The sequence below is a fragment of the Mesobacterium pallidum genome (genome assembly GCF_019966535.1).
GTDB classification, from domain to species: domain Bacteria; phylum Pseudomonadota; class Alphaproteobacteria; order Rhodobacterales; family Rhodobacteraceae; genus Mesobacterium; species Mesobacterium pallidum.
In genome coordinates, this window is the sequence record NZ_JAIMID010000003.1 from 339,221 (window position 1) to 363,486 (window position 24,266).

Consider the following 24,266-nt stretch of genomic DNA (forward strand, 5'->3'; position numbering starts at 1 on the left):
CAGTCCTTGTGAAAAGGAGCAGACGATGAGCGCGTGGGAATTCTGGATCGACCGGGGCGGCACCTTTACCGACATCGTGGCGCGCAAGCCGGACGGAGAAGTCGTGACGCACAAGCTGCTGTCCGAGAACCCCGAGCGCTACCGCGACGCCGCCGTGCAGGGCATCCGAGAGCTGATGGGGGTCACGGAGTTCGCGCCGGGCTCCATCCGCGCGGTCAAGATGGGCACGACCGTGGCGACAAACGCGCTGCTCGAGCGCAAGGGCGAACGGGTGCTGCTGCTGATCACGCGGGGGTTCCGGGATCTCTTGAAGATCGGCTACCAGACGCGGCCCCGCCTCTTCGACCTTGCGATCAAGCGGCCCGACCTGCTGTACGAGCAGGTCGAGGAGATGGCCGAGCGGCTGGATGCCGAAGGCGAGGTGCTCGAGCCGCTGGACGAGGACGCCCTGCGCGCCAGCCTGCAAAGCGCCCATGACGCGGGCATCCGCGCCGTGGCCATCGCCGGGCTGCACGCCTACCTGAACCCGGGTCACGAGGCCCGCGCCGCCGAGATCGCCCGCGAGATCGGCTTCACCCAGGTGTCGACCAGCCACGAGGTCAGCCGGCTGGCCAAGCTGGTCGGGCGCGGCGACACCACCGTGGTCGACGCCTACCTCTCGCCCATCCTCGGCCGCTACGTGGCGCAGGTGGCCGAGGCGCTGGACCTCGGCACCGCCTGCGAACGGCTGATGTTCATGCAATCGAACGGCGGGCTGACCGATGCGCAGCTGTTCCAGGGCAAGGACGCGATCCTGTCGGGCCCCGCGGGCGGCATCGTGGGCATGGTCCGCACGGCCGAGGCAGCGGGACACGACCGCCTGATCGGGTTCGACATGGGCGGGACGTCGACGGATGTCAGCCACTACGCTGGCGCTTTCGAGCGCAGCTTCGAGACCGAGGTGGCGGGCGTGCGCATGCGTGCCCCCATGATGGATATCCACACCGTCGCGGCGGGCGGCGGGTCGATCTGCAAGTTCGAGGATGGCCGCTTCCAGGTCGGCCCGGAAAGCGCGGGCGCCGATCCCGGCCCCGCCTGCTACCGCCGGGGCGGGCCGCTGACGGTCACCGATTGCAACGTCATGCTGGGCAAGCTGAACCCGGTTCACTTTCCCGCCGTCTTCGGCCCGAACGGCGATCAGCCGTTGGACGTGGACGCGGTGCGGCGCGGGTTCGCACAACTCGCCGCCGAGGTGGCCGAGGCGACGGGCGATGCCGCCCGCTCTCCCGAGGAAATGGCGGAGGGCTTCCTGCGCATCGCCGTCGACAACATGGCCAACGCGATCAAGAAGATCAGCGTGCAGCGCGGCCATGACGTGACCCGCTACACGCTGCAGTGTTTCGGCGGCGCGGGTGGTCAGCACGCATGCCTTGTCGCCGATGCCTTGGGGATGACGCGGGTCTTCGTACACCCCCACGCCGGGGTGCTCTCGGCCTATGGCATGGGCCTGGCCGAGATCCGCGCCATGCGCGAGGTCCAGCACGACGCGCCCTTGTCGGACACCGCCGGGGCCGAGGCCGCCCGCGACGCGTTGATTGACGAGGCCGAGGCCGAGGTCCGCGCGCAGGGCATCACCGAGACCCAGTTGATGATCCGTGCCCACCTGCGCTACGACGGCTCGCACCAGCCGCTCGAGGTGCTCTTCGGCCCGCCCCAGGACATGCAGGCGGCGTTCGAGGAGGCGCATCGCCAGCGCTTCGGCTTCCACTCCCCGGACCGCGCGATCCTTTACGAGATGATCAGCGTAGAGGCCGTCGGCGCCACCGGCGAGCGCCCCGGCGCGGCGGAGTTCGGCAGCGACGCCAGCCCGCTGGCGATGATCCCCGTCCACACGGGCGGAGAGGCCCGCGAGATCCCCCTGCACGACCGCACCGACCTGCCCCGCGACGCCCGCATCCCCGGCCCCGCGGTGATCACCGAACCCACCGGCACCAACGTGGTCGAACCGGGCTGGACCGCCTTCCTTGACGATCTGGGCAACCTCGTGATGGAGCGGACCGAGGCAGCGACGCGCGAAGACGCCGCCGGCACCAAGGCCGACCCGGTGCTGCTTGAGGTCTTCAACAACCTCTTCATGTCCGTCGCCGACCAGATGGGCGCCACGCTGGCCAACACCTCCTGGTCGGTCAACATCAAGGAACGGCTGGATTTTTCCTGCGCGATCTTCGACGCCGCCGGGGACCTCGTGGCGAATGCGCCGCATGTGCCGGTGCACCTCGGGTCGATGGCCGACAGCATCCGCACCGTGATGCGCGAGAACGAAGGCCAGATCGCCCCCGGCGACGCCTTCATGCTGAATTCGCCCTACAACGGCGGCACGCACCTGCCCGACGTGACCGTGGTGACGCCGGTGTTTGTCGGGGATGACATCGTCTTCTGGCTCGGCTCGCGCGGGCACCATGCGGATATCGGCGGGCGCACACCCGGTTCGGCCCCGCCGGATTCGACGCGGATCGAGGAAGAAGGCGTGTTGATCGACAACGTGAAGCTGGTCGACGAGGGCCGCTTCCTGTCGGACCGCGCGGCGCAGGTGCTGACAGGCGCCAAGTACCCTGCGCGGAACGTGACACAGAACCTCGCCGACCTGCAGGCACAGGTGGCCGCGAATGAGACCGGGCGGCGCGAGCTTTTGCGTGTCGTGGACACCCACGGGCTGGACGTGGTGCGCGCCTACATGGGCCATGTGCAGGACAATGCCGAGGAAAGCGTGCGCCGGGTCATCGACCGGCTGCGCGATGGCCGCTTCAGCTACGAGATGGACCATGGCGCGCGGATCGAGGTGGCGGTGTCGGTCGATCGCGCCGCCCGGACGGCGAAAATCGACTTCACCGGCACCGCGCCGCAGCACGCGGGCAATTACAACGCGCCGAAAAGCATCGCCCATGCGGTGGTGCTCTATGTCTTCCGTACGCTGGTCGGGGCCGAGATCCCGCTGAACGAAGGCTGCCTGAAACCGCTCGACATCGTCGTGCCCGAGGGGTCCATGCTGAACCCGGTCTACCCGGCGGCGGTGATCGCCGGGAACACCGAGGTGAGCCAGGCCGCCTGCAACGCGCTTTACGGCGCGCTGGGGACGATGGCGTCAAGCCAGGCGACGATGAACAACTTCGTCTGGGGCAACGAGACCTTCCAGAATTACGAGACCATCGCGGGCGGGACCGGCGCCGGGCCGGGCTTTGCGGGCTGCGACGCGGTGCAAAGCCACATGACCAACACGCGGATGACCGACCCGGAGATCCTGGAAAAGCGCTTTCCGGTGCGACTGGAGGAATTCGGCGTCCGGGCGGGGTCTGGCGGGGCCGGCGAATGGCCCGGCGGCAATGGCGCGCTGCGGCGGTTGAGGTTTCTGGAGCCGGTGACGGTGACGACGCTCTGTTCGCACCGGCGGGTGCCGCCCTTCGGCGCGGCGGGCGGTGCGCCGGGCAAGGTCGGAGAGAACTGGGCCGAGATGCCGGATGGCAGCCGGGTGGACCTGCAGGGGAATGACGAGATCGACCTTCCGGAAGGCGCCGTGTTCGGGATGGCGACGCCCGGTGGCGGGGGGTGGGGCAAGGTGGGGTGAAACCCCACCCTACGGTGCAGCGGCAAGGTTGCGCCGACCTCTGCCGCTGGCCCAATTTGCAGCTCCGCCAACGAACGAAAACCGCGACCAAGACGACCTGTTCGAAACGGTTTCATTAGAAGACCCCGCGCGGAACCAAGGCCGACAGGCCGGCGCGCATCATGCCGGAGGCATGTCTCCGACATGACAGGCCGCCCCCCGGCACGGCGATTTGGCTGAGCTGGGCGTTACGTTCACAGGTCCTACGGACTTGGCTGGGATAAAGTTCCCACCAAAAAGGTTGGATCGCCGTATCGCGACCCGACGCTGCGCGGCTTGTGACCAAACCGCCCCCGTCACCCTCACCCGCACAACGCCTTGATCCCCCGCGCCACATCCTCGGGCGCGGCCAGCGTGTCGGCAGAGAGGTCCGCAGCCGTGTCCATCAGCGCCTCGGGCGCAACGATCCGGTCGATGAGGCCCCAGGTCTGCGCCTCTTCGACCGGGATCTTCTGCCCGCCCATCAGGATCAGCTTGGCCCGGCTCGGCCCCGCCAAGGCCGCCAGCCGCGCCGGGTCCGAGGGCTGCGGCAGGAACCCGAGTTTCATCACCGGGTAGAAGATCTTGGCCCCCGGCACCGCGATCCGCAGGTCGCAAGCCAGCATCATGCCCATCGCCCCGCCAGCGCAGGTGCCGTTCAGCGCGGCGATGCTGAGACCCGGAAAGGCGGCGATCGCGCACGACAGCCGCTCCCACAGCGGCGAGGTGGCCAGCCCGGCCCGGGCCGCCTCGAGGTCGGCACCGGCCGAGAACACCTTGCCCGTCCCGGTCAGGATCAGCACCCGCGCGCCCTCATGCGCCGCCTCGACCGTCTCGGCCAGCCTCTCCAGCATCTCTGCGGTCAGCGAATTGGCCTTGTCCGGCCGGTTCAGCCGCAGCACCCAGGCGGCGCCGTCCTTGCCGACCTCGATCATGCGAGGCGCAGCCGTTTGCGGATTGCCTCGTCACGCAGGCTGATTTCCGTCCCGATGAAGTCATCCGCGTCGGCCGAGGCCATCCACAGCAGCGCCTTGGCCGGCCAGTCCGGCGGAATGTGGTCCGTCCATTCGAGCCGGCTGACCGGGTTGATGCCCGAGGCCTTGATCTCGCGCTGCATCTGCGTCGCGACGGTCCCCGGCGACAGGCCCAGCGCGCGGATGCCCTGATCGCGGTATTCCTTGTCGAGGCAGGAGGTCAGCATCGCCGCCCCGGCCTTGGAGGCGCAGTAATGCGACCAGGCCTCGACCGGCCCATGCGCGGCACCCGAGGACACAGTCAGCACCGTCCCGCCGCCCTGCGCGATCATGCCGGGCAGCACCGCGTGCATGGCATAGAAGACGCCCTTGAGGTTGATGTCGATCACCCGGCCCCACTCGGCCACGTCGGCGGCGTCCATGCGGGCGATGGGTTCGATCACGCCGGCGTTGTTGATCAGCACGTCCACGCCGCCCCACAGATCGCCCGCTTTCGCGACCATCGCGGCCACCGCCCCGGCATCCGAGACGTCGCAAGCCTGCGCCACCGCGTCGCCGCCGATCTCGTCCGCAAGCTTGCCGATCTCGCCGCTCCCGCGCGAGACCAGCATGACCTTTGCGCCGGCCGCGGCAAAGGCCCGCGCCGTCTCTGCCCCGATCCCCCGGCTTGCGCCCGTCACGATCACCCGTTTGCCCTGCATCTCCATGCCCCGTTCCTTCGGCTCAAGTTCAGATCGCGGTATTGTCACCGGCGCGGCGGGCAAGCGCAACCGCTACGGGGAAAGGGTCAGGAAAGCCCCCCTTGACCTTGCCGCGCCGCGCGCGTGAAGGTGAGTCAATCGATTGACGAAAGGTATCATCATGACCCGCTTTGCCTCGCTTGCCTCGACATCGGCGCTGGCCCTTTGCCTGGGCGCCGGCGCGGCCCAGGCCGATATCACCGCGCAGGAGGTCTGGACCGACCTGCAGGCCTACATGACCGGCTTCGGCTACGACATCACCGCGACCACCGCGCAATCCGGCGACACGCTCAATGTCACCGACCTGACCATGTCGATGGAGATCCCGGACGCCGAAGGCACGGTCATCATCCGCATGGGCGACCTGGCGCTGGTGGACCGCGGTGACGGCACCGTGTCCCTGTCCATCCCCGCCAGCTGGCCGCTTGAATTCGATGTCGCCATCGCGGGCGAAGACCCGGTGTCGGGCAGGCTCAGCTACCTCAGCGAGGGGATGGAGACGGTGATCTCGGGCAGCCCGGGCGACACGCAGACCACTGTCGGCGCCGACAGCATCACGGTGCAGCTGGACGAGGTGACGGCCGAAGGCGAGACCTTTGGCAGCGACGTCTTCCGTGTCGTCATCGGCATGGATGACGTGGCCGGCACGGGCACGATGAAGGTGGGCGAGCTACGGGAATTCGACCAGAGCGGATCGGTCGCGCAGGTGACCTACGACATCGATGTGCAGCCGCCCGAGGAAGAGGAGGACCGCCTCGTCCTGACCGGGACGCTGGACAACCTGGCTTTTGCCGCCACGGGCGCGATCCCGCAGAACACGGACATGGCCGACATGGGCGCCGCGGTCGAGGCAGGGTTTGCCGTGGATGCCTCGTATTCCTACGGACCGACTCAGGCGCAGTTCTCGTTCAACGACAACGGCGACACGGTGAACGGCACCGCCGGCGCCGCGACCGGCAGCTTTGCCATGATGATGAACGGCGACCGGCTGTCCTACGAGGCGGGCGGGACCGATGCCAAGATCGACCTCACCGGCTCGCAGCTGCCCTTCCCGGTGTCGCTGGCCATGGCCGAGACCGGCTTCAAGCTGTCGGTGCCGGTCCAGCCCACCGATGATCCGCAGGATTTCGAGCTGGACGTGACGCTGGGCGGGTTCCAGATGTCCGACATGATCTGGTCGCTCTTCGACATGCAGGGCGTGCTGCCGCGCGACCCGGCGACGATCGACATCGACCTCAGCGGCCAGGCCAGGCTGTTCATGAACCTCTTCAAGATCGAGGACGAAATGAGCGGCATGGGCATGGGCCAGGCCCCCGCCATGCCGGGCGAGTTGCACCAGGTCACGCTTGACGGTCTGCTGGTCGAAGCGGCCGGCGCCCGGCTGACGGGCGAAGGCAGCTTCGCCATCGACAACACGGACATGGAGACCTTTGACGGCATGCCCCGCCCGGAAGGCGAGCTGAACCTGACCCTCAGAGGCGCCAATGCGCTGATGGACAACCTCGTCCAGATGGGCCTGCTGCCGCAGGAACAGGCCATGGGCGCGCGGATGATGATGGGCATGTTCGCCGTCCCGGGCGACGGCGAGGACACGCTGAAATCCACCATCGAGGTAAACGAACAGGGCCACGTCCTGGCCAATGGCCAACGCCTGCGCTGAGCGCTGAGGCGGAAGCGAGGGGTCAGCCCCTCGCGCCGGAGGCGCGGCGCGTCAACTACGCCGGAGGCGCGGCGCGTCAACTACGCCGGAGGCGCGGCGCGTCAACTACGCCGGAGGCGCGGCACGTCAACTGCGCCAGAGGCGCGGTACCACAACAAGCGAGGGGCCAGCCCCTCGCGCTCCCCGGCATATTTTCGGAAAGATGAAGGGGATCGGGGTGCCTGGTCCCCTTGTTGCGAGGCATCGCACCGGGGCGCCCGAGGCGCGTGTCGGAGTGAGGGGCCAGCCCCTCACACTCCCCGGAGTTTAGGGGCAAGATGAAGAACGGATCGGGGCGCCCCTGCCTTCACTTTTCTAGAAATACTCAATGCAACCGAGCCCGTCGGCGTCGCCTCGTGGTATTGGGCGCGCCGTGGATGCCGCGCGCTTTCGACGCTGGAAACCGCAAGCGGCGCTTGAACCGGGACCGCCCGGCGTTTACCTCCGAACAGACCCAAGTGACCCGGAGGCCGCATGATCCGCCCCTTGCCCGACCTGACCCAAGCGCTGCTGAGCGCCGCCAAACGCGCCGGCGCCGATGCGGCCGATGCCATCGCCGTCTCGGCCAGCTCGATCTCGATCGACATCCGCCACGGCGCGCTGGAGCAGGCAGAGCGGTCCGAGGGCACCGACTTGGGCCTGCGCGTGCTGATCGGGCGGCGCCAGGCCTGCGTGTCCGCCTCGGACACGCGCGACGAAACCATCGCCGAGATGGCCGCGCGCGCCGTCGCCATGGCCCGCGAGGCGCCGGAGGACCCTTATGCCGGGCTCGCCGAGCCGGGAGACGTGGTCAGGAATGGCACGGCCGAGGGTCTCGACCTCTGCGATCCGGCCGAAGAGCCGGCCCCCGCCACGTTGCAGGACATGGCGGTCCGGGCCGAGGCCGCCGCGCTGGAGAACGCGGGCGTTTCCCAGGTGCAATCCGCCTCGGCCGGCTACGGCGCGCGTGAGTTCCACATGGCGGCGACCAACGGCTTTTCGGGCGGCTACGCGCGGACCTCGACCTCGGTCTCCTGCGTCGCCATCTCGGGCGAAGGGCTGGGGATGGAGCGCGACTACGACGGCGACAGCCGGATCTACGCCACAGACCTGCGCAGCCCCGAAGAGATCGGTGCCCGCGCGGCCGAACGCGCGGTCGAACGCCGCGCCCCGCGCAAGCCCGCCACCGGCGCCTACCCGGTGCTGTTCGACGAACGTATCTCGAGTTCGCTCATCGGGCACGTGCTGGCGGCGGCCAGCGGCAGCGCCGTGGCGCGCGGGTCGTCCTGGCTGCGCGGCCGCCTGGGCGAGGTGATCCTGCCCGAGGCCCTGTCGATCACCGAGGATCCGCACCGCCCCCGCGTCGGCAATTCGCGCCTGTTCGATGCCGAGGGGCTGGCGACCCGGCCGCGCGACATCGTCCGCGATGGCGTCCTGCAGGGCTGGACCATGGACCTGGCCACCGCGCGGCAACTGGGGCTGCAATCCACCGCCAATGCCACGCGCGGCACCTCGGCCCCGCCGTCCCCGTCCAACTGGAACATCGCGCTGACTCAGGGCACCGCCAGCCGCGAAGAGCTGATCCGCGACATGGGCACCGGGCTGCTGGTCACCTCGCTTATCGGCGCCACGATCAACCCCAACACCGGGGATTATTCGCGCGGCGCTTCGGGTTTCTGGATCGAGAACGGCGAGATCGCCTACCCGGTCAACGAATGCACCATCGCGGGGAACCTGCTGGAGGTTCTGCCCCGGCTGACCCCCGCCAACGACGCGCGCAGCTGGCTGTCCACGGTGGTGCCCTCGCTGCTGGTCGAGGGGCTGACCCTTGCCGGAAACTGACCTCGAGCTGCTGATCCGGGCCGCCCGCGCGGCGGGGCAGACCGTGCGCGACCTGCTCGGCCAGCCGCTGGAGATCGAGGAAAAGGACGATGGCGCCGGGCCGGTCACCCAGGCCGACCTGGCCGCCAATGCGACACTGGAACGGGTGCTGCGCGGGGCCCGGCCCGATTATGGCTGGCTGAGCGAGGAGAGCCCGCCGGATTCGGAGCGGCTGAGCGCCCCTGCCACCTTTGTCGTCGATCCGATCGACGGCACCCGCAGTTTCATCCAGGGCGACACGACCTGGGCGCATTCGCTGGCGGTCGTGCGGGATGGCAAGCCGGTCGCCGCCGCCGTGTACCTGCCGATGCGGGACCGCATGTTCTCGGCCGCCCTGGGCCAGGGCGCGGATCTGAACGGCGCAGCGTTGGTGCCCTCGGTCGCGCATAATCCCGACGGCGCGCGGGTGCTGGCCGCCAAGCCCGCGCTGGCCGCCGAGCACTGGAAGGGCGCGCCACCCGAGCTCTACCGTCATTACCGGCCCTCGCTGGCCTACCGGCTGTGCCTCGTGGCCGAGGGGCGATTCGATGCCATGCTGACGCTGCGACCGTCCTGGGAATGGGACATCGCCGCCGGCACACTGATCTGCCAGGAGGCCGGCGCCCGGGTCACCGACCGCACCGGCGCACCGCTGCGGTTCAACAACGCCGACCCGCGCACCCGCGGCATCCTGGCCGCCGCGCCGGGCTTGCACGGCCCGCTGCTGGCGCGGCTGGGGCCGGCATGAGCGCCCGCGTGTTCATTCGCTGTTCATCCGGATGGCGTATCCGGTCCGGCATGGCCGGCGCCCGCGCCCTGTCCTTGCACCTGCAGCATTTGCCGCTAGGGTCGGGGCGATGCCGAGATGCTGAAAGGACATGCCATGCAACGCCTGCACCTGGTCTTCGGGGGCGAGTTGGTCGATCCGGCCAAGACCGTCTTTCGCGATGTGAACGACCTGCATATCGTCGGCATCTTCCCGGATTACGCCACCGCCTACGACGCCTGGAAGGCCGAGGCGCAGCGCACCGTGGACAATGCCCACATGCGCTATTTCATCGCGCACCTGCACAGGCTGCGCGATGAGGAGGCCGGGGAAAACGCCGGCGGCTGACGTCGCCCCAGGGGCCGGGCGATGAAACGGCCGCTGTCGCTCAAGGCCTACCAGGCGCTGTCGCGGCGCGGGCCGCGTCCACCTTCCGTCGATCCGGCAACGCGGGCGCCACGGCCCAAGGATCGCCGTGTCTTCTGGGTCCATGCACCCGACACCAGCCGCCGTGCCGCGGCGCTGCACCTCGCGGGCCGCATCGCCCTGCAAAGCGGCGAGCCGGCGCATGTGCTGCTGACCACGCTCGAGGACACGCCACCGCAGCTGCACAAGCGCCCCTACATCACCTGGGAGCCCTGTCCGGCCGAACATCCCGAAACGGTGGCCGAGTTCATCGACCACTGGATGCCCGACCTCTGTCTCTGGTCGACCGGAGAGCTGCGGCCCCTGCTGATCGCGCGGGCCGACGAAGCAGGGGTGCCGATGATCCTCGTGGACGCGGCGGAGGGCGCGCTGTCGGACCGATCGCTGCGGCCCCTGCTTGACCTCACGCGCAGCACGCTGGACCGCTTTTCCGCGATCTACGCCGGCTCGGCCAATGCCGCGCGGCGGTTGCGCCGGCTGGGCGTGGCGGATGACGACATCCACCTCAGCGGGCCCTTGCAGGACGGCGCCATCCCGCTGCGCGTGAACGAGGCGGAACTGGAAGAGATGAGCGACGTCTTCGGCAGCCGCCCGGTCTGGCTCGCCGCGCGTCTGGCGGCGGACGAGGTCTGCGAGGTGCTCGAGGCGCATCAGCGCGCCCTGCGCACCGCGCATCGGCTGCTGCTGATCCTCGTGCCCGAGGACCCCGAGGCGCCCGAACCCTTCATCGACGCGCTGCAGGATTCGGGGCTGGCCTACGTGCAATGGTCCACGGGCGGCTGGCCGGACGAACAGACCGAGGTGATCCTGGCCGACACCCGCGGCGAGATGGGGCTGTGGTATCGCCTGGCCCCGATCACCTTCGTCGGCGGCTCGCTGGCCTCGGGGACGGGCGGGCATGACCCCTACGAGGCTGCCACGCTGGGCTCGGCCATCATCTACGGGCCGCACGTGCGGCGTCACCTCGCGGCCTACAACCGCCTGGCCGCCGCGGGGGCCGCACGGGTGGTCAAGGACGCCTCGGGCCTCGCGGCGGCTGTAACCTGGCTGATCGCGCCGGATGTCTCGGCCTCGATGGCGCATTCGGCCTGGGAATGCCTGTCCGAGGGCGCCGAGGTCACGGACCAGGTGGTCGACCTGGCGCTGGACCTGCTTGACCACGCGGGGGGCGGCTGATGCGCGCGCCCGCTTTCTGGGACCGCCCGCCGGGGCTGGTGGCGCGCCTGTTGGCGCCGCTGGGCGCGCTGACCGCTCGGGCGACGCGGGCACGTGTGGCCCGCGGGCCGGGCTATCGCCCTGCGGTGCCGGTGATCTGCGTCGGCAACATCAACGCGGGCGGCACCGGCAAGACGCCGACCGTGATCGCGCTGGTGCAGGCGTTGCAGGGGCGCGGGCTGGCACCGCATGTGATTTCGCGCGGCTACGGCGGGTCTGCGCGCGACGCGGTGACCGTGGACCCGCGCCGCCACTCGGCCGAGCAGGTCGGGGACGAGCCGCTGCTGCTGGCCGCCTTTGCCCCCGTCCACGTGGCCCGCGACCGGGCCGAGGCCGCCCGGCTGGCCGAAGCCGCCGGGGCGGATGTCATCGTGATGGATGACGGGCTCCAGAACCCCTCGGTCGCCAAGGACCTGACGCTGGTGGTGGTCGATGCGGGGGCGGGTTTTGGCAACGGGTTCTGCCTGCCTGCCGGCCCCTTGCGCGAACCCGTGGCGGCCGGGCTGGCCCGCTCCGATCTCGTGCTGACGATTGGCGATGCCGAGGCTCAGGCGGCCTTCGAGACCCGCTGGGGCGGTGAGATCGCCCTGCCCCGCCTGCGTGCATGCCTGGAACCGTTGCAAACCGGGATGGACTGGGAGGGGCTCCGTTGCCTCGCCTTCGCAGGGATCGGCAACCCATCCAAGTTCTTCCGCACGCTACGGAGTCTCGGGGCGGACTTGGTGCGGGCCGAGGCTTTGGACGATCATCAGGCCCTGACCCCGACCCTGCTGCGCCGGCTGGAAGCCGAGGCGCTGCAGGCCGGCGCGCAGATCGTCTGCACCGAGAAGGACGCGGTACGCCTCCCGGCGGAGTTCCGGCCAAAGGTGGTGACGCTGCCGGTGCGCCTGGTCTTTGACGACACCGCTTCGCTGGACGCGGCACTTGATGGAACCATGCCCGCGAAGCGTTGAAACTCAACGTTTCTTTTTCCTTGACCTAAAGTCCGCTTGAGGTCGCATCCTTGGATCATCAACGCAATCGGAGATGACCCATGTTCACGTCCTTCTTTCAATCCCGCCCTTCGGACATCACCCGCCGCATCGAAGAAGAGGTGCAGGCCCTGTGCCGCGACCGGCAGATCGCTGCCCTGATGGCCCGGCGTGATGGCACTGCCGAGCCCGCCATCGATTGTGGCTGCGTCGAGACCCGGTCACACAGGTGACAGGAACCGGCCGCGCCACGGAAGCTTCACAAATATGCCACGTCGGGTTGCAACGTTAACGAATTGTTAACCAAAATGAAGGCGACCCATAGTGCAGAAACTGATCCTTGGACTCGTGCTGGCAGGGGCCTGCCTGCCCGTGCACGCGGCCCCCGCCCTTGCGCCGCAGATACCCACAGCGGCGACCACAGACGAACTCGGCCACGGCGGCGGGTGCCGCAAGTCCTCTCCGCCCGGGCAATGCTGCCACGCGGGCAAACAGCCGTATCACTGCCACTGACCGCACCAACGAAAAACGCCCCGATCCGCTGGATCGGGGCGTTCCTGTTCTGTGATCACCGGGCCGAGACCCGGAAGACGCTGGCTCAGCCGCGCTCTTCGACGATCTCGACGAGGTGCGGGATCTTGTTGATCATGCCGCGGACCGAGGGGGTGTCCTCGAGCTCGCGAGTCTTGTGCATCTTGTTCAGGCCCAGGCCGATGAGGGTCTTGCGCTGAATCTCGGGGCGACGGATCGGCGAGCCGATCTGCTTGACGACGATGGTCTTGGCCATGGTTTACGCTTCCTCTGCGACTTGGCTCGACTCGGCCGGGGCCTCGTCGCGCTTGGGCAGGATGTCGGCCACTTTCTTGCCGCGGCGCTGGGCCACGGTGCGGGGCGACATTTCCTTTTTCAGACCGTCCAGGGTGGCGCGGATCATGTTGTAGGGGTTCTGCGAGCCGATCGACTTGGCGACCACGTCCTGGACGCCCAGCATCTCGAACACGGCGCGCATCGGACCACCGGCGATGATCCCGGTCCCGGTCGGGGCGGTGCGCATGACGACGCGGCCTGCGCCGTGACGGCCCTCGATGTCGTGGTGCAGCGTGCGGCCTTCGCGCAGCGGCACGCGGATCATCTGGCGCTTGGCCTGCTCGGTCGCCTTGCGGATGGCCTCGGGGACCTCCTTGGCCTTGCCCTTGCCAAAGCCGACGCGGCCCTTCTGGTCACCGACCACGACGAGCGCGGCGAAGCCGAAGCGCTTACCGCCCTTGACGGTCTTGGACACGCGGTTGATCGCGACCAGGCGATCTGCGAATTCCGGTGCTTCCTCGCGGTCGCGACGGTTGCCCCGGCGGTTATCACGTTCTGCCATGAATGGCTTCCTTATCACTGCGGCCTCGCGGCCTGATGTCACAACCGAAGTGAGTGCGCGGACGCGGCTCCCCGGTCATCGAGGCGGTCACCCGCCTGCAAAATGCAAGGTGGGGTAAAACCCCACCCTACGGATTTCTCGAACCGTCCGGAGGGACGGTAGGGTGGGGTTAGACCCCACCCATGCTCCGTCAGAACTTCAGGCCACCTTCACGCGCGGCATCGGCCAGGGCCTTGATGCCACCGTGGTAGAGGAAGCCGCCACGGTCGAAGTAGCATTCCTCGACGCCGGCTGCCTTGGCACGTTCCGCGATCAGCGCGCCAACCTTGGCGGCCGCTTCGCGGTTGTTCTTGCCAACCACGCCCAGGTCCTTCTCGAGCGACGATGCCGCGGCCAGCGTCCGGCCCTGCACGTCGTCGATCAGCTGGACGCTGATGTTCTTGTTCGAGCGATGCACGCTGAGGCGCGCGCGCCCGGCGTTCATCTTGCGAAGCTTGTTCCGGACGCGCAGGCGGCGCTTGAGGAACAGTTGTCTCTTGCTGTTTGCCATCTCTGTCGTCCTTACTTCTTCTTGCCTTCCTTGCGGAAGATGAACTCGCCCTTGTAGCGGATGCCCTTGCCCTTGTAGGGCTCGGGTGCACGCCACTCGCGGATGTTCGCCGCGACCTGGCCGACCAGCTGCTGGTCGATGCCTTCGACGACGATCTCGGTCTGCTTGGGGCAGGTCACGGTGATGCCTGCCGGCACGTCGAAATCGACATCATGGCTGTAGCCGAGGTTCAGCTTCAGGGTGTTTCCCTGAACCTGAGCGCGGTAACCCACACCCTGGATCTCGAGCTCTTTCTTGAAGCCGCCGGTCACGCCCTGGACGAGGTTCGCAACCTGGCTGCGGGACATGCCCCACTGCTGGCGCGCACGCTTGGACGACCCACGGGGGGTGACCGAAACGCTGCTGTCCTCGACCGCGAGGGTCACGTCGTCGGTTGCGGTGAAGCTGCGGGTCCCTTTCGGGCCCTTCACCTCGATGGTCTGGCCGGAGACCGACGCGGTCACGCCGCTGGGCAGCTCGACCGGTTTCTTGCCAATACGAGACATTGCGACCTCCTCAGAACACCGTGCAAAGCACTTCGCCGCCAACGTTCTGGCTGCGTGCGCTTGCATCCGACATCACGCCCTTGGACGTGCTGACAATCGAAACACCCAGGCCCTGGCGGACCTGCGGGATCTCATTGACGCTCAGGTAGACGCGACGGCCGGGCTTGGAAACCCGCTTGAGTTCGCGAATGACAGGCTCGCCTTCGTAGTACTTGAGGCTGATCTCGAGCGTCGGGTGACCCGCCGCGTCGGTGCCAGTTTCGTAGCCACGGATGTAACCTTCGTCCTGAAGGACATCCAGAACCCAGCCGCGCAGCTTGGAGGCCGGGGTGCTCACGACCGACTTGCCACGCATCTGTGCGTTGCGGATGCGGGTGAGCATATCGCCGATAGGATCGTTCATTCGATGTCCTCCTTACCAGCTCGATTTCACCATGCCGGGCATCTGGCCCGACGACGCCAGCTCGCGCAGCATGATCCGGCTGACCTTGAGCTTACGGTAGTAAGCGTGGGGACGGCCCGTCAGTTGGCAGCGATTGTGCAGGCGGCTCGGGGCCGAGTTGCGCGGCAGTTTGGCCAGCTTCAGGCGCGCCTTGAAGCGCTCTTCCATCGGCTTGCTCTCGTCGTTCGCGATCTCTTTCAGAGCGACACGCTTGGCGGCATATTTCTCCACCAGCGCCTGACGCTTCTTCTCGCGTTCGATCATTGCTTTCTTAGCCATGTCTCAAATCCCTCCGGCGGATCAGCTGTTGAAGGGCATGTTGAAATGCTTCAACAGCGCCTTGGCTTCCGCGTCGGTTTTCGCGGTGGTGCAGATGACGATATCCATGCCCCAGACCTCGTCGACCTTGTCGAACTCGATCTCGGGGAACACGATGTGCTCTTTCAGGCCGGTGGCGTAGTTGCCGCGACCGTCGAACGACTTGCCATTGACGCCGCGGAAGTCGCGGACGCGGGGCATGGCGATCGTGACCAGGCGGTCGAGGAATTCGTACATCCGTGCGCCGCGCAGGGTCACCTTGGCGCCCAGCGGCATCTCTTCACGGACGCGGAAGCCTGCGATCGACTTCTTCGCCTTGGTGATGACGGCTTTCTGGCCGGCGATGGCGCTCAGGTCTTCCTGGGCCGACTTGGCCTTCTTGGAATCCCTCACCGCCTCGGCGCCGCAGCCGATGTTCAGGACGATCTTGTCCAGACGCGGGATCATCATGTCGTTCGTGTAGCCGAACTCTTCCTTCATCGCAGCCTTGATGGTGCTTTCGAAGAGCTCGCGCAGACGCGGGGTGTAGTTGGCAGTATCCAGCATCAGATCACGTCCCCGGTGGTCTTGGCAAAACGCACCTTCTGGTCGCCTTCCATGCGGAAGCCGACGCGGGTTGCCTTGCCGTTTGCATCGACGATGGCCAGGTTCGACAGGTTGATCGGCATCGCCTTGGGAAGGCGGCCGCCCTGCGAGGTCTGGCTTTGACGGGTGTGGCGAATGGCCATGTTCAGGCCCGACACGACGGCCTTGCCGGCCTTGGGGTCGACCGACGAGATCTCGCCCGTCTTGCCCTTGTCCTTGCCGGTGAGCACGACGACCTTGTCGCCTTTACGCAGTTTCGCAGCCATCAGAGCACCTCCGGAGCGAGCGAGATGATCTTCATGAAGTTCTTGGCCCGCAGCTCGCGCACGACCGGCCCGAAAATACGGGTGCCGACCGGCTCACCTGAGTTGTTCAGGATCACGGCGGCGTTGCGGTCAAAGCGGATGGCGGTGCCGTCTTCACGACGGACTTCCTTGGCGGTGCGCACGACGACGGCCTTGCGGACGTCCCCTTTCTTCACGCGGCCGCGCGGGATGGCTTCCTTGACGGAGACGACAATGATGTCGCCCACCGAAGCGTACTTACGCTTGGAACCACCCAGGACCTTGATGCACTGAACTCGGCGTGCGCCGGAGTTGTCAGCGACATCCAGATTGGTCTGCATCTGGATCATGTGGTTTCTCCCGACCTTTGGGGGCTTTTCTGATTAGCTCCCCCAGGGTTTCGTATGTGCCGGAAAGGCGCTGGGGCTTAAGCCTCCAGCACCTCCCAGCGTTTGGTCTTCGAACGGGGCGCGCATTCGACGATGCGAACGCTGTCCCCCACCTTGTAGGCGTTGTTCTCGTCGTGCGCCCGGTACTTCTTGGATTTCCGGATGGTCTTTTTCAGGACCGGGTGCTTGAAGCGACGCTCCACCAGGACGGTGATCGTCTGTGCGTTGGCGTCCGAGGTGACGGTGCCTTGCAGGATACGTTTGGGCATCTGTTGGCTCCTCTTACTCGGCTGCCGCAGCGGCTTTTTCGTTCAGCACGGTCAGCACGCGGGCGACGTCACGCTTGACGGTCCGCATGCGGGCAGTGCTTTCCAGTTGGCCGGTGGCCTGCTGGAATCGGAGGTTGAACGCCTCCTTCTTGAGATTTGCGAGCTCTTCGCGGAGCTGATCCGCGGTCTTCTCACGAAGATCCTTGGCACTCATGCGCCTTGTCCTTTCTCAGAACACCAGCGAGCCCCTGATTGTCAGGGTCACCCGTCACCTGGTGGATGGATGTCATGCACACGCGAATCCCGTGCATCGCACGGAATCTGCGGGATGGGTCCCTATAAGGATGTGCGCCTCACGTGGCAAGGAGGTTTTTCCCCGCACTGCCGTTTTTCCCAGCCGCCCGCCCCCAAGCGCCGCAGGCGCGACGCGGCTGCCTTGCCTTCGGCGCCGTGGCCGGGTAGCCGGAAGGGCATAGCCCGCCCGGCACAGGTCAGCAAGAGCCGCCCATGCGCATAGATTTCGCCAAGAAGTTCGTTTTCCTGTCCAACTCCAAGGTCGCCTCGTCCAGCGTCGAGGCCGCGCTGGACAAGCACGTGCGCCAGCTGGGTCGGATTGACGGCCATCCGTCGATCAAGCACATCAAGTTTCCCCGCTACCTCGAGCTGGCGCCGATCCTGCGGACCGAGGGGTTCACCACCGTCTGCATGATCCGTCACCCGGCCAGCAAGGCGCTCAGCTGGTACAAGTTCCGCTCGCGCAAGGGGCTGGCCGGGTCGCCGCGCTATGCCGGAGACCTCAGCTTTGCCGAATTCGTGGCGCAGGTTCCGGCCCGGGAGGTGGACGACCGCGATTTCATCTTCGCGCCCGATGCGGGTGCCCGGGTCGACCGGGTCTACAAGTACGAAGAGATGGATGTCTTCGTCGCCTACCTGCGGTCGCTCTACGGCGATGCGTTCACGCTGCCGAAAAAGAACGTCTCGCGCCCGCTCGCGGCGCCCATCGACCTTGCCCCGGCGCAGGACCGCTTTGCCGAGGCCATCGCCTGGTACCAGGGATTCGACGCGACGCGCTGAGCGCTGTCAGAAGGACCGCGGAAAATGCAGCGCCATCGCGGCGACGTCGTATTCGCTGGCAAAGGCATCCGGAGCATCGGCCATCCGCCCGAGAATGAAGTCACGCCGCACGTCCTCCGCATCGTTCAGGTCCGGCTCGGGCGCAGGGCGCGGTCGCAGGACCGTCAGAAGGGAAAGCCCGATCCGGGACAGGCTGCGGGGCGTGTCGATCGTCATGGTCATGGCTGGGGTCCTCGACAGGGGTGATGCGATCATCCTGCGCCGCTGCCGCTTTTTGTGGTATTGCCTGCGACGTTGTGCTGTTCTTCAAAAATGAAGAGCGCATTCGGCAACTGGTCGGACGTCCGCGTCTTCCTGGCCGTGCTGCGGTCGGGATCGACGCTTGCGGCCTCGCGCGGTCTCGGGATGGCGCAGCCGACCGTGGCCCGCCGGATCGACGCGCTGGAACACGAGACCGGTCTGGTGCTTTTCGAGCGGGACACGCGGGGCTTTCATCCGACCTCGGCCGCCGCAGCCCTTGCGCCGCAGGCCGAGGCGATGGAACGCGCAGCCATCGCCCTGGCCGAGGCCGCCGCAGATTGCCGGCAGTCAAAGCCGATTCTCATCACCGCCTTCTCAAAGAACTTCTCTCCCCGGATCACTGCGATCTTCAGCGATTTCGCGATGCAGCATCCGGGCATCAGGCTGGAATTCCTGTCGTCGACACGCATCCTCGACCTGATGGCCGGCGAGGCGGACGTGGCCTTGCGGATCTCGCGCTCGGACCCCGACCCCGAGCTGATCCAGCGCAAGATCAGCACGGCGCAATTCGCGCTCTACGGCGCGCGCAGCTATGCCCGGGAACATGGCCTGCCCAGCGGACCGGAGGACTACGCCAGGCACCGCTTTGTCAGCTTTGTCAGGCGCGACGTGCCCGCGGCCTCCGACACCTGGTTGCGCAGCCATGTCCCGCCCGACCGGATCGTCACCACGTTCAGCGAGTTCGAGATGATGGACATGGCCGTCCGCGGCGGTGCCGGGCTGGGCGTCATCAACCTTCGGCTGGCCGAAATGGACCCCGATCTGATCCGGTGCAGCGATCCGATCCCCGAACTTGCGGCCCGTCACCAGTTGCTGGTCAGCCCCGACGCCTACCGCCGGCCCGAAGTCCGGCTGTTCGTCAGCTTCTTTGCGCCCCGCTATGCCGAGATTTTCCGCACGTCCTCAACGAGTTGACACGGGCGCGAGTGGCGAATCCTCTTCCCGGCGCGGGTGGACAATACCGCCATCCTGTCAACAATGACGTCACCTCGGGACTTTTGTTACCTGATGTCGAGATCAGCGACGAGCTTGACGCGATCCATTTGACTTGATTGCCAAATTTCTGCCTCAATTCGACAAGGAATTACCGAGATGTCTTTGGGGGATTGTCATGGAATTATTTGCCCTGCTCGGATTTGCCGGCGCCGCGATGATGGTCTTGTCGGGTTTCGATCTGTTCGGCGGCGATGACGACCAGGACAACACGGACGAGGCCGGCCAGACCGAGGCCGAGGAGCCCCTGACGCTGGTGATCGACGAGACCGCGACCGAGGTCACAGGCACGGACGGCGGCGACATCTTCACGCGCACGTCCGGATCGGCCGGCGTCGCCGGGATGACGCTGGACGCCGGCGCGGGGGACGATGCCGTCCTGCTCGTCGATCCGGAAACCGACGACGGGGCCAACCCCTTCGAGATTTCCTTCGACAATGCCGAGGTCGATCTGGGCGATGGCGATGACACGCTTGATGCCGTCATGACCTATTCGGACATCGACGGCGGCGCAGGCGACGATCTGATCACGCTGCGCGGCTTTGCCGGTGGCACCGATGTGACCGGCGGCGCGGGCAATGACACCATCTCGGGCGAGCTCTTCAGCGGGGACGGCGCCCGCTTCGACGGCGGCGAGGGCAACGACCTGCTGGACGTGCGCCTGATGGAGAACATCACTGCCTCGGGTGGCGACGGCAATGACGTGATCCTGTATGGCCAGCCCGACCAGGGCGGCGCCGGTTACCAGGTCAATGTGGACGGCGGCGCCGGCGACGACCTGTTGTGGTACCAGGGCGACCCCTTCGTCAGCGAGCTGCATTCCGCTGGCGACGCGGCGGGCGGCGACGGCGAGGACCTCTTCCGTGTCACCTTTACCGCGACCGAGGAATGGCTGGCCGAAGGGTCCGACAGGCTCGAAGGCGGCGCCTATGACCAGTCGATCACCGCGTTGAACATCACGGATTTCGACCCGACCGAGGACACGCTGCTGATCGAGCCGCTGACCGAGGACGACAGCTATGCCCCGACCACCGCCCAGCTGCGCGCGGGCAGTGAGGCGGGCACCACCGACGTGGTCATCACCTATGCCCACGAAACGCTCGCCCCGCGCGAGCTGGTGATCCGCGTGAACAGCGACACGATCAGCTGGGACGACATCGCCTTTGTCGGCGAGACAACGCCCGAGATCCTGGCCTGACCCCGGACGGCGCGCTCCTGCGCCTCCGCCACTTACACGTTTCAAGCGCTCCGGAAGGGAGACACCTAATGGAACTTTTCGCCCTGCTCGGCTTTGCCGGCGCCGCCCTGATGGTCTTTTCAGGCTTTGATCTCTTCGGCGGCAACGACGATGACGAAGCGCCCGAGACCGAGGAACCGATCGAAACCGAGGGCCCGACGACCTTCCTGCTGGACGGCAGTACCGACGAGGTCACGGGTACGGACGGCGACGACGACTTCATCCTGCTCGAGGGCGCCGGGTCGATGATCCTCGACCTCGACGCCGGGGCCGGTGACGATTTCGTAGATCTCGACGTCGCGACCGAGCCGACGGCAACGGCGCCCTGGGCCTCAACCTTCGACCTTGGCGACGGCGACGACACGCTGGTCGGTGCGGCCCTTGGCAACCTCGTGAACGGCGGCGCGGGCGACGACGTGGTGATCCTCGATTACATGGAGGACATGACCGTCACCGGCGGTGATGGCGACGACCTTCTCAGCGGCTCCGGCATCAACGCAGGCGTGTCCGAGCTGGACGGTGGCGCGGGGAACGATACGCTGATCGGCACCGACACGGCCCTGAACGGCGGCGCGGGCGACGATGTGCTCGTGACCGGCGGCGCGAACGATGCCTTCGGCAATTTCTACACCACCACCGACGGCGGCGCGGGGGCGGACACGATCTCTTATCTGCAGGACAACATCACCTTTGCCAGCGACGGCTACAGCCCGATGAAGCTGAACGGAGGCGCGGATGGCGACACCTTCGCGCTCGACCTGATCCCGGGCGGCGACACCTACGAAGGGTGGGATTTCATCCGCATGGTCGACGGGGTGGAGACCTTCGAAGCCGTGCGGCTGGGCGATTTCACCCCCGGCGAGGACGTAATCGAGATCAACGCCGACCCGCTCGAGGGCTCGCCCTATACCTTCACCGCCGCCCGGATCGAGACCGAGGTGACCGACGACATGCCTCATTCCACGCTGGTTCTGCGCTACGAGGGCGACGGCCTCGACCCGCGCGAGATGACCGTGGATCTTGGCGACGTGGTGGCGACCTGGTCCGACATCGCCTTTGTCGGCGCGCAGGTGCCGGTGCTGTCGCCCGCGGTGGCCTGATGCTGTTCACGGCCCCTCTCGCCAAGGCCGTTGGCCCGCGCTAAGAGGAGCCATGGCCCAGATTTCCTCGCTCTTCGTGACCCGCCTTTACCGTGCCGCCCTGTCCGAGCACGGCCCCGCCATCGACGCCGCCGAGATGGAGGCGTCCTGCTACGGCATCGCCGAGGATGACGAGGCCGGGCAGGAATGGTGCGAAGAGAACGGCTATCCGGGCTACACCTCTTACGCGTCGCTGACCGACCTGCCCTGGCGCTTCCCGATCTTTGCCGACCTGGTCAAATCGCTCGACCTGCATGTGGCGGCCTTTGCCGAGGACCTGGAATTCGACCTCGGCGGCCGCAAGCTGGTGCTCGAGGATCTCTGGATCAACGTCCTGCCCGAAGGCGGCACGCACAGCTCGCACCTGCATCCGCATTCGGTAATTTCCGGAACGACCTACGTGGCGATGCCCGAAGGCACCTCGGCGCTCAAGCTCGAAGACCCCCGAAGTGCGCGGATGATGGCCGCGCCTCCGCGCCGCAAGGATGCGCGGGAAGAGCTGAAGACGTTCGTCTACGCCAAGCCGGAGGTTGGCGATGTGCTGCTGTGGGAATCCTGGCTGCGGCACGAGGTGCCGATGAACATGGCCGAGGACGAGCGGATCTCGGTCAGCTTCAACTACAAGTGGGAGTGAGGCGCCGGCTCTCTGTGGACGAGGCGTGCGCCCTGCTGCCAAGGGCGCGGCGGATCATGGTCATCGGCGTGTCTGGTTCCGGAAAATCAACCCTGTCACAACAGATCGCGGCGCGGCTCGACATCCCTTACGTCAGTCATGACCGCGACATCCGCTGGCTGCCCGGTTGGCAGGTCCGCGACCGGGCCGAGCATCGCCTACACGCTGATCGAAACGGCTAAGATGAACGGCGTCGATCCAAGGGCTTGGCTGGCGTGGGTCTGGGAGCAGTTGCCAGGTCACAAAGTCAATCGCCTCGATGAACTGATGCCGTGGACGTAGAAAGAAGGGTTTTGAAAGCATGGCGAATGCACGCACGGCAAGGCTGCTATCGTTGCTCGCCTTGAGCACGATATGTGCAGGCCCGTCCTGGGCTGACGGCGCAGGACAGCGCGAAACGTTGGCTCTGCAAGCTTGCCTGTTCGATTATCAAGGCGCTGAGCACCAGTGTTTTGATGTGACGTACTATACCTGTATGGGCGAACAGCTTGGCATCGCCGCAAATCCAACCCTCGCGAAGGAGCGATGTTTGCTCCAGGAGTTCACCGTCTGGACCAACCTCATCGAAGACGCTTGCGAGGACCTTGGTGAAATCATCGAACCGGGCTCTGCGACATGGGACGCTTTGTGCTTTGAAAACAATGCACCTAATTGGAGCTATATAACTCGAGGACTCAACAGTTCGGACCAAGCGTCGGACGCACGCCAAACCAGACTGCAACTGGCCGCCGAAAGCGCCCGGTCATTCGCAGTCCAAATTCGAAAGTTGCTAAGGAAACAACAAAACTGAGCTACGAGCTGGTTAGCGCCCTTAACGGACGGATGCTTTCCGCGGTGTGCAGGTCCTGCTCCATCTTTTTTGGGCGGAGCTACCAGGCGTTTGCTCTTTGAGCGGTTCGTTTTGTTGGGATGGGCTTTGGGGACGTCAAAAAGGCCGCGTCCCTTTCGGGAGCGGCCTGTTCGCTAAAACTGGTTGCGGGAGGGCGATCTAAACTTAACCTGCGAGGGTCGCAGGATAAGTTGGTTGCGGGGGCTCGCAACCAACTTAACTTGCTGATCTTCGCGCCAGACTTCTCGGCATGGCGATACGCCTCCTAAGCGTTTGAAACTATGATGCAATCGCTCAGGAAAGTTGTTTCCGCCGTCATGCCGGGTCCGAAAGGAACCCGACATGAAAACCGAGTTCAATACACATGGAAGTCAGCGAAAGCGTGAAGCGCCCTTCTCGCTCAGACTGACATTCGAGGAACGTGCCAAGTTGGAGGACGCCGCAAACGGCGTGCCGCTTGGCACCTATATCAAGGCGGTGCTTTTCGGCAGCGGCTTGCCCAAAGTGCGGCGACGGAACACCCAGCCGGTCAAAGACCACGAGGCCTTGGGCCGCGTGCTGGCCACGCTCGGACAGTCACGCCTGTCTGCAAACCTCAACCAAATGGCGTGAGCCGTAAACACCGGCACCCTGCCAGTGCATCCCGAAACGGAGGCAGACCTTCGCCGTGCCTGCGGCGAGGTGCACGAGATGAGAACCGCTCTGCTCGAAGCCTTCGGCAAGGACGGGGGTGAGTCATGATCTTGAACGGCAATGAACGCGGCAACGCGAAGGAGCTTGCGCGCCATCTGTTGAACATTCGCGACAACGATCACGTCGAACTGCATGATCTGCGCGGCTTCGTCTCCGATGACTTGCATGGCGCGCTCCTGGAAGCTGAAGCCATCTCGATGGGAACGCGGTGCATCAATCACCTGTTCTCCCTCAGCTTAAATCCACCTGAAGGTCACGTCCGTCAAGGTGGTGTAATTTCCCGGATGGCCTGAGGGCATGATCAGGCGGCTTTCGTTGTTATGCTGAG

The 24,266-nt window shown here is 66.4% G+C and carries 31 protein-coding genes and 1 pseudogene; 18 read left to right on the plus strand and 14 right to left on the minus strand.

What is annotated here, in order from left to right:
- Positions 1-25: 25 nt before the first annotated feature.
- Positions 26-3,601, plus strand: a complete 3,576-nt coding sequence (locus MF270_RS06965; RefSeq protein ID WP_238365154.1) for a hydantoinase B/oxoprolinase family protein — start codon at positions 26-28, stop codon at positions 3,599-3,601.
- A 341-nt stretch (positions 3,602-3,942) separates the two neighbouring features.
- Here the strand turns inward: MF270_RS06965 and MF270_RS06970 are convergent, their stop codons facing one another.
- Positions 3,943-4,554: an enoyl-CoA hydratase/isomerase family protein gene (locus tag MF270_RS06970; protein WP_238365155.1), complete on the minus strand. Its 612-nt coding sequence runs from the start codon at positions 4,552-4,554 to the stop codon at positions 3,943-3,945.
- Positions 4,551-5,300, minus strand: a complete 750-nt coding sequence (locus MF270_RS06975) for an SDR family oxidoreductase (protein ID WP_238365156.1) — start codon at positions 5,298-5,300, stop codon at positions 4,551-4,553. Before MF270_RS06975 ends, MF270_RS06970 begins: the two co-directional genes overlap by 4 nt.
- Before the next feature lie 136 nt (positions 5,301-5,436).
- Between MF270_RS06975 and MF270_RS06980 the strand changes: the two genes are divergently transcribed.
- The 7 genes from MF270_RS06980 (at position 5,437) to MF270_RS07010 (ending at position 12,482) form a co-directional block, all read left to right on the plus strand.
- The gene (locus MF270_RS06980) at positions 5,437-6,993 is read left to right on the plus strand and encodes a DUF2125 domain-containing protein (protein ID WP_238365157.1); all 1,557 of its coding nucleotides are present in this window, start codon (positions 5,437-5,439) and stop codon (positions 6,991-6,993) included.
- Between the two features lie 513 nt (positions 6,994-7,506).
- Positions 7,507-8,853 carry a TldD/PmbA family protein gene (locus MF270_RS06985; RefSeq protein WP_238365158.1) on the plus strand — a complete coding sequence of 449 codons (1,347 nt, stop codon included), beginning with the start codon at positions 7,507-7,509 and terminating at the stop codon, positions 8,851-8,853.
- Complete coding sequence (locus MF270_RS06990; protein ID WP_238365159.1) at positions 8,840-9,619, plus strand: 3'(2'),5'-bisphosphate nucleotidase CysQ; 780 nt, start codon at positions 8,840-8,842, stop codon at positions 9,617-9,619. The genes MF270_RS06985 and MF270_RS06990 overlap by 14 nt, the downstream gene beginning before the upstream one ends.
- 135 nt (positions 9,620-9,754) lie before the next feature.
- Positions 9,755-9,985, plus strand: a complete 231-nt coding sequence (locus MF270_RS06995) for a DUF4170 domain-containing protein (RefSeq protein WP_238365160.1) — start codon at positions 9,755-9,757, stop codon at positions 9,983-9,985.
- A 21-nt stretch (positions 9,986-10,006) separates the two neighbouring features.
- A complete protein-coding gene (locus MF270_RS07000) occupies positions 10,007-11,239 on the plus strand; it encodes a 3-deoxy-D-manno-octulosonic acid transferase (protein ID WP_238365161.1) in 1,233 nt (410 codons plus the stop codon).
- Positions 11,239-12,231, plus strand: a complete 993-nt coding sequence (lpxK, locus tag MF270_RS07005; RefSeq protein WP_238365162.1) for a tetraacyldisaccharide 4'-kinase — start codon at positions 11,239-11,241, stop codon at positions 12,229-12,231. The genes MF270_RS07000 and lpxK overlap by 1 nt, the downstream gene beginning before the upstream one ends.
- Before the next feature lie 80 nt (positions 12,232-12,311).
- Positions 12,312-12,482, plus strand: a complete 171-nt coding sequence (locus tag MF270_RS07010) for a hypothetical protein (RefSeq protein ID WP_238365163.1) — start codon at positions 12,312-12,314, stop codon at positions 12,480-12,482.
- Between the two features lie 365 nt (positions 12,483-12,847).
- Here the strand turns inward: MF270_RS07010 and rpmD are convergent, their stop codons facing one another.
- From rpmD to rpmC, 11 genes are all read right to left on the minus strand, one after another.
- On the minus strand, positions 12,848-13,036 hold the full coding sequence (gene rpmD, locus MF270_RS07015) for a 50S ribosomal protein L30 (protein ID WP_025311786.1): 189 nt from the start codon (positions 13,034-13,036) through the stop codon (positions 12,848-12,850).
- A 3-nt stretch (positions 13,037-13,039) separates the two neighbouring features.
- Positions 13,040-13,618 (minus strand): 30S ribosomal protein S5, encoded by a 579-nt coding sequence (gene rpsE / locus MF270_RS07020; protein ID WP_238365164.1) that lies wholly within the window; start codon positions 13,616-13,618, stop codon positions 13,040-13,042.
- A gap of 190 nt (positions 13,619-13,808) precedes the next feature.
- Entirely contained in the window at positions 13,809-14,168 is a 360-nt protein-coding gene (gene rplR, locus MF270_RS07025) for a 50S ribosomal protein L18 (RefSeq protein WP_238365165.1), read from the minus strand.
- 11 nt (positions 14,169-14,179) lie between these two features.
- Entirely contained in the window at positions 14,180-14,713 is a 534-nt protein-coding gene (gene rplF, locus MF270_RS07030; protein ID WP_238365166.1) for a 50S ribosomal protein L6, read from the minus strand.
- Between the two features lie 10 nt (positions 14,714-14,723).
- Positions 14,724-15,116 (minus strand): 30S ribosomal protein S8, encoded by a 393-nt coding sequence (gene rpsH / locus MF270_RS07035; RefSeq protein ID WP_238365167.1) that lies wholly within the window; start codon positions 15,114-15,116, stop codon positions 14,724-14,726.
- 12 nt (positions 15,117-15,128) lie between these two features.
- Complete coding sequence (gene rpsN, locus MF270_RS07040; protein WP_238365168.1) at positions 15,129-15,434, minus strand: 30S ribosomal protein S14; 306 nt, start codon at positions 15,432-15,434, stop codon at positions 15,129-15,131.
- Positions 15,435-15,455: 21 nt separating this feature from the next.
- Positions 15,456-16,019 carry a 50S ribosomal protein L5 gene (gene rplE / locus MF270_RS07045; RefSeq protein ID WP_238365169.1) on the minus strand — a complete coding sequence of 188 codons (564 nt, stop codon included), beginning with the start codon at positions 16,017-16,019 and terminating at the stop codon, positions 15,456-15,458.
- The gene (gene rplX, locus MF270_RS07050; protein ID WP_238365170.1) at positions 16,019-16,324 is read right to left on the minus strand and encodes a 50S ribosomal protein L24; all 306 of its coding nucleotides are present in this window, start codon (positions 16,322-16,324) and stop codon (positions 16,019-16,021) included. Before rplX ends, rplE begins: the two co-directional genes overlap by 1 nt.
- The gene (gene rplN, locus MF270_RS07055; RefSeq protein WP_100164027.1) at positions 16,324-16,692 is read right to left on the minus strand and encodes a 50S ribosomal protein L14; all 369 of its coding nucleotides are present in this window, start codon (positions 16,690-16,692) and stop codon (positions 16,324-16,326) included. The genes rplX and rplN overlap by 1 nt, the downstream gene beginning before the upstream one ends.
- 77 nt (positions 16,693-16,769) lie before the next feature.
- Entirely contained in the window at positions 16,770-17,000 is a 231-nt protein-coding gene (gene rpsQ / locus MF270_RS07060; RefSeq protein ID WP_238365171.1) for a 30S ribosomal protein S17, read from the minus strand.
- Positions 17,001-17,013: 13 nt separating this feature from the next.
- Positions 17,014-17,214, minus strand: coding sequence for a 50S ribosomal protein L29 (gene rpmC, locus MF270_RS07065; RefSeq protein WP_238365172.1), 201 nt, complete (start codon positions 17,212-17,214; stop codon positions 17,014-17,016).
- A 293-nt stretch (positions 17,215-17,507) separates the two neighbouring features.
- On the opposite strand from rpmC, the gene MF270_RS07070 reads away from it, so the two are divergent.
- The gene (locus tag MF270_RS07070) at positions 17,508-18,074 is read left to right on the plus strand and encodes a hypothetical protein (RefSeq protein ID WP_238365173.1); all 567 of its coding nucleotides are present in this window, start codon (positions 17,508-17,510) and stop codon (positions 18,072-18,074) included.
- A gap of 6 nt (positions 18,075-18,080) precedes the next feature.
- On the opposite strand, the gene MF270_RS07075 is transcribed toward MF270_RS07070, so the two are convergent.
- Positions 18,081-18,296, minus strand: coding sequence for a hypothetical protein (locus tag MF270_RS07075; RefSeq protein WP_238365174.1), 216 nt, complete (start codon positions 18,294-18,296; stop codon positions 18,081-18,083).
- 90 nt (positions 18,297-18,386) lie between these two features.
- On the opposite strand from MF270_RS07075, the gene MF270_RS07080 reads away from it, so the two are divergent.
- The 9 genes and pseudogenes from MF270_RS07080 to MF270_RS07120 all read left to right on the plus strand — a co-directional run bounded on the left by MF270_RS07080 (position 18,387) and on the right by MF270_RS07120 (position 24,231).
- Positions 18,387-19,289: a LysR family transcriptional regulator gene (locus MF270_RS07080; protein WP_238365175.1), complete on the plus strand. Its 903-nt coding sequence runs from the start codon at positions 18,387-18,389 to the stop codon at positions 19,287-19,289.
- 196 nt (positions 19,290-19,485) lie between these two features.
- Positions 19,486-20,565 (plus strand): hypothetical protein, encoded by a 1,080-nt coding sequence (locus tag MF270_RS07085; RefSeq protein WP_238365176.1) that lies wholly within the window; start codon positions 19,486-19,488, stop codon positions 20,563-20,565.
- Between the two features lie 68 nt (positions 20,566-20,633).
- Entirely contained in the window at positions 20,634-21,704 is a 1,071-nt protein-coding gene (locus MF270_RS07090; RefSeq protein ID WP_238365177.1) for a calcium-binding protein, read from the plus strand.
- 52 nt (positions 21,705-21,756) lie between these two features.
- Positions 21,757-22,377 (plus strand): 2OG-Fe(II) oxygenase family protein, encoded by a 621-nt coding sequence (locus MF270_RS07095; RefSeq protein WP_238365178.1) that lies wholly within the window; start codon positions 21,757-21,759, stop codon positions 22,375-22,377.
- 56 nt (positions 22,378-22,433) lie between these two features.
- A complete protein-coding gene (locus MF270_RS07100; protein WP_238365186.1) occupies positions 22,434-22,598 on the plus strand; it encodes a P-loop NTPase family protein in 165 nt (54 codons plus the stop codon).
- Positions 22,567-22,698 (plus strand): annotated as a pseudogene (locus tag MF270_RS07105) (transposase domain-containing protein); the annotation flags it as partial. The gene MF270_RS07100 and the pseudogene MF270_RS07105, both read left to right, overlap by 32 nt.
- 19 nt (positions 22,699-22,717) lie before the next feature.
- Positions 22,718-23,206, plus strand: coding sequence for a hypothetical protein (locus tag MF270_RS07110; RefSeq protein ID WP_238365179.1), 489 nt, complete (start codon positions 22,718-22,720; stop codon positions 23,204-23,206).
- Positions 23,207-23,587: 381 nt separating this feature from the next.
- Positions 23,588-23,857 carry a hypothetical protein gene (locus tag MF270_RS07115; RefSeq protein ID WP_238365180.1) on the plus strand — a complete coding sequence of 90 codons (270 nt, stop codon included), beginning with the start codon at positions 23,588-23,590 and terminating at the stop codon, positions 23,855-23,857.
- Between the two features lie 125 nt (positions 23,858-23,982).
- Positions 23,983-24,231, plus strand: a complete 249-nt coding sequence (locus tag MF270_RS07120) for a hypothetical protein (protein WP_238365181.1) — start codon at positions 23,983-23,985, stop codon at positions 24,229-24,231.
- Positions 24,232-24,266: the final 35 nt, after the last annotated feature.